Annotated in this window: 6 protein-coding genes and 1 pseudogene; 6 read left to right on the plus strand and 1 reads right to left on the minus strand. The window is 46.4% G+C overall.

Annotated features, from left to right (window positions below; genetic code table 11):
- The 6 genes and pseudogenes from BCT81_RS24820 to gloA form a co-directional block, all read left to right on the plus strand.
- Window positions 1-262 (plus strand): annotated as a pseudogene (locus tag BCT81_RS24820) (electron transport complex subunit RsxC); the annotation flags it as partial.
- Window positions 262-1,308, plus strand: coding sequence for an electron transport complex subunit RsxD (gene rsxD, locus BCT81_RS24825; protein WP_102426189.1), 1,047 nt, complete (start codon window positions 262-264; stop codon window positions 1,306-1,308). The pseudogene BCT81_RS24820 and the gene rsxD, both read left to right, overlap by 1 nt.
- Window positions 1,309-1,321: 13 nt before the next feature.
- On the plus strand, window positions 1,322-1,951 hold the full coding sequence (gene rsxG, locus BCT81_RS24830) for an electron transport complex subunit RsxG (RefSeq protein ID WP_102426190.1): 630 nt from the start codon (window positions 1,322-1,324) through the stop codon (window positions 1,949-1,951).
- The gene (locus BCT81_RS24835) at window positions 1,951-2,643 is read left to right on the plus strand and encodes an electron transport complex subunit E (RefSeq protein ID WP_004741694.1); all 693 of its coding nucleotides are present in this window, start codon (window positions 1,951-1,953) and stop codon (window positions 2,641-2,643) included. The genes rsxG and BCT81_RS24835 overlap by 1 nt, the downstream gene beginning before the upstream one ends.
- A gap of 166 nt (window positions 2,644-2,809) precedes the next feature.
- Window positions 2,810-3,445 (plus strand): endonuclease III, encoded by a 636-nt coding sequence (nth, locus tag BCT81_RS24840; protein ID WP_102426191.1) that lies wholly within the window; start codon window positions 2,810-2,812, stop codon window positions 3,443-3,445.
- 107 nt (window positions 3,446-3,552) lie between these two features.
- On the plus strand, window positions 3,553-3,969 hold the full coding sequence (gloA, locus tag BCT81_RS24845) for a lactoylglutathione lyase (RefSeq protein ID WP_008220190.1): 417 nt from the start codon (window positions 3,553-3,555) through the stop codon (window positions 3,967-3,969).
- A 161-nt stretch (window positions 3,970-4,130) separates the two neighbouring features.
- Here gloA and BCT81_RS29865 read toward each other — a convergent pair.
- Window positions 4,131-4,334, minus strand: a 204-nt coding sequence (locus BCT81_RS29865; protein ID WP_241908270.1) for a hypothetical protein, incomplete at its 5' end; no start/stop codon positions are given.

Genomic DNA, 4,334 nt, shown 5'->3' on the forward strand with positions numbered 1-4,334 from the left:
AACTGATACTCAATCTGAACAGGTCGATCCGAAGAAAGCTGCTGTTGCTGCAGCTATCGCTCGTGCTAAAGCCAAAAAAGCCCAGCAAGCGAAACAAGACGAAACAGTAGAAACGCCAGAGCCAGTGCTCGAAGTGGCAGCTGAGACTCAATCTGAAGCTGTTGACCCTAAAAAAGCAGCCGTTGCTGCCGCTATTGCTCGTGCTAAAGCAAGAAAGGCACAACAAGAGCAAGACAAAAAGAACAATGAGGAGAAAGAGTAGTGGCCTTCTTTATCGCCAGCTCACCGCACGCGCATAGCCGTAGAAGCACCCCAGATCTAATGAAATGGGTGGCTATTTGTGCATTGCCAGGTCTACTAGCTCAAACCTACTTCTTTGGATGGGGCACCCTCATCCAGTTAGTATTTGCTATTGCACTTGCTGTTACCTTTGAAGCAGCCGTCATGCTATTGAGAAAACGCCCGCCAGTAATGGCACTGCGTGATTACAGTGCTGTTGTAACCGCTTGGTTACTGAGTGTCGCGATTCCCCCACACTCTCCGTGGTGGATCCTCGTCATTGGTATGTTCTTCGCTATTATTATCGCGAAACACTTATACGGCGGCCTAGGCCAGAACCCATTTAACCCTGCGATGGTCGCTTACGTTGTTTTGCTGATTTCATTCCCTGTCCAGATGACCAGTTGGAATGCACCCGCGAGCCTGACAGCAGAAGCAACAAGCTTTATTGACTCATTCTTGATGATATTCACGGGCTTCAATAACGAAGGTTTGTCTCTGCAACAAGCACGCCTTGGTATTGATGGCACCACAATGGCGACGCCACTTGATGCATTCAAAACGGCATTAACGGCAGGTAATACGGCTTCAGAAGCACTATCTCAACCGCAATTCAGCTGGTTAGCTGGCGTAGGCTGGGAGTGGGTGAACCTTGCTTACTTAGTCGGCGGTTTAGTGCTGATTAAGCAACGTGTTATTCAATGGTATATCCCTGTGGCTTTCATCGGCAGTCTGACTCTGTTTAGCTTAGTGTTCTTAGTGCTTACTCCTGGTGAAACTGCTTCTCCAACCATTCACCTTCTGTCTGGCGCGACTATGCTTGGTGCATTCTTTATTGCAACCGACCCAGTTTCGGCTTCAACGACAGTTAAAGGTCGCTTAGTGTTTGGTGCGCTAATTGGTGCGTTAGTATTTATTATCCGCAGTTGGGGTGGCTTCCCTGATGGCGTTGCGTTTGCTGTATTGTTAGCCAATATGTGTGTTCCACTGATTGACTACTACACCAAGCCTCGTACATACGGCCACTAAAGGAGCGGACATCATGCTAAATGCTATTAAGAAAAACGGCCTTGTGCTCGCGATTTTTGCCTGTGCATCGACAGGGTTAGTGGCGGTAACCCACTACCTAACAAAAGATCAGATCAAACAGCAAGAACAGGCTCAGCTACTGTCTGTTCTTAACCAAGTGATCCCGCACGATCTTCACGACAACGAACTGTTTTCGTCTTGTACTTTAGTTCAAGCAGAAGAGCTTGGTACTGAACAAGCGATGCCCGCTTACATCGCCAAAATCAATGGTGAGCCAAGCGCTATTGCTATCGAGGCAATTGCACCAGATGGTTATAATGGTGCGATTAAGGTGATCGTCGGTATGAAAATCGACGGCACGATTTTAGGCACTCGTGTACTGTCTCACCAAGAAACTCCGGGCTTAGGTGATAAGATTGATCTACGTGTGAGTGATTGGATTCTTTCGTTCGCTGGTAAACAAGTAACAGACTCTAACCTTGAGCGTTGGAAGGTTCGTAAAGACGGTGGTGACTTCGACCAATTTACTGGCGCGACCATTACTCCAAGAGCTGTGGTGAAGTCAGTTAAACAAGCGGTTCAGTACGTTAACCAAAACAACCAAGCATTGCTTGCTCAACCTCTAAATTGCGGTGGTGAATAATGAGTGATCATAAAACACTAATCAAAAATGGCATGTGGGCCAATAACCCTGCCCTAGTACAGCTACTTGGCTTGTGTCCGCTATTGGCTGTCTCTTCAACGGTGACCAACGCACTTGGGCTCGGTATTGCCACGCTACTTGTATTAGTCGGTTCGAACGTTGCCGTTTCTCTGGTTCGTAACCACGTGCCAAAAGAAGTGCGTATTCCAGTATTCGTGATGATCATTGCATCACTGGTAACGTGTGTTCAGCTGCTGATGAATGCTTACGCTTATGGCCTGTACCTATCTCTCGGTATCTTCATCCCACTGATCGTAACCAACTGTATCATCATTGGTCGAGCAGAAGCCTTCGCTTCAAAAAATGAAGTATTACCTGCCGCTCAAGATGGCTTCTGGATGGGTCTTGGTATGACATCAGTATTGGTGGTACTGGGCGCAATGCGTGAAATCATTGGTAATGGCACCCTATTTGATGGCGCAGATCTGCTGCTTGGTGATTGGGCATCAGCCTTAAGAATCGAAATTTTCCAATTTGATAACAGCTTCTTGCTGGCTCTACTTCCACCGGGTGCATTTATTGGTGTTGGTTTCTTGATAGCGTTGAAAAACATCATCGATCATCAAGCGAAATCGAAACAACCAAAGCCAGAAAAACCGGTTATTGAGCGTGCCCGCGTGACTAATGCTTAACAACAAAAATCTGCTGAGCTGCTCAACTGCTCAGCAGAAATAGATATAACCAATACACATAACAATGACGCTCATAAGAGCGCGTAACCGATGATACGGCCTGAGTTTCGAGTTTATTGAATACCACTCCAGAGCTCTGCCCCAACTATTTGAAAGTAATGTCGCTATGAACAATGTAAAACGAGTACAAATACTTGAGCGTTTGAGGGAAAACAACCCAAAGCCAGAGACTGAGCTAAATTGGAGTAGCCCTTTCGAACTCCTAATTGCGGTGCTCTTGTCTGCACAGGCAACTGACGTCAGCGTGAACAAAGCCACAGATAAGCTTTATCCTGTTGCTAATACCCCACACGCGATTTTTGACCTAGGTGTCGATGGCCTGAAAGAGTACATCAAGACTATCGGTCTATTTAATTCGAAAGCAGAAAACACCATTAAGACGTGTCGCATGCTGCTTGATCTTCATAATGGTGAAGTGCCAGAAGATCGCGCCGCACTGGAAGCCCTGCCTGGTGTTGGCCGTAAAACTGCCAACGTAGTTTTGAATACCGCTTTCGGCTGGCCAACTATTGCCGTTGATACTCACATTTATCGCGTATCGAACCGAACTAAACTCGCGATGGGTAAGACAGTCGATGATGTCGAAGCCAAGCTACTTAAAGTAGTGCCAAAAGAGTTCAAACTGGATGTCCACCACTGGCTCATTCTTCATGGACGTTACACCTGTGTCGCGCGTAAGCCTCGCTGTGGCAGCTGTATTATTGAAGACCTGTGTGAGTTCAAAGAAAAAACCGACGTCTAAGTTCATAGGCAAGAACCACAAGCCAGTAGGCTAAGTAGTGTCGCAATGTCTGGCGGCAGAAAACAAAATTACAAAAACGTAAACATAGTTAAAGCTAGGAGCAAATCATGTCAAACGGTCGTATTTTACACACCATGCTACGCGTGGGTGATCTAGATAAGTCTATCGAGTTCTACACAAACGTAATGGGCATGCAGCTATTACGTAAGAACGAAAACAAAGAGTACGAATACACGCTAGCTTTCGTTGGCTTTGGTGACGAGTCGCAAGGTGCAGTGATTGAGCTGACATACAACTGGGGTACGACTGAATACGACCTTGGTTCTGCTTTCGGCCACGTAGCTATCGGTGTTGATGATATCTACACAACGTGTGACGCGATTAAGGCAGCAGGCGGTAACGTGACTCGTGAACCAGGCCCAGTAAAAGGCGGTTCTACACACATCGCATTCGTTAAAGATCCTGACGGCTACATGATCGAACTGATTCAAAACAAACAAGCAAGCGCAGGTCTAGAAGGTTAATTCTGAAATACCTTTGCGAGATACGGCTAGAACGCCTGATAAGATGAACAAAGAAGCGAGCACACTGCTCGCTTCTTTTTTATCACTCTCCCCACAACCGATATTCTTTATTAGGGCTTGTTGATGTTTTGCGGTTGAATTTTGTTCGAGATAAAAGCGTTTTAATCGCGGCGAGGGAGACGTAGCCTAGTCATTTTAAGTAAGTCTCCCTCAACAAAGAGAAAAACGCTTTTTTCGGGGGCGCCTAGCTCGAACCCTTTAGGCAGCGTTTGCTGGTTATTAACGACTACGTTATCAACTTCTCTTACAAATAAACGACATATCAAAGCCTCATCCTTCCATATAACCCCAGCAACTCGCTGCAA

The sequence above is a fragment of the Vibrio sp. 10N.261.52.A1 genome, from assembly GCF_002876325.1.
GTDB lineage: Bacteria > Pseudomonadota > Gammaproteobacteria > Enterobacterales > Vibrionaceae > Vibrio > Vibrio chagasii.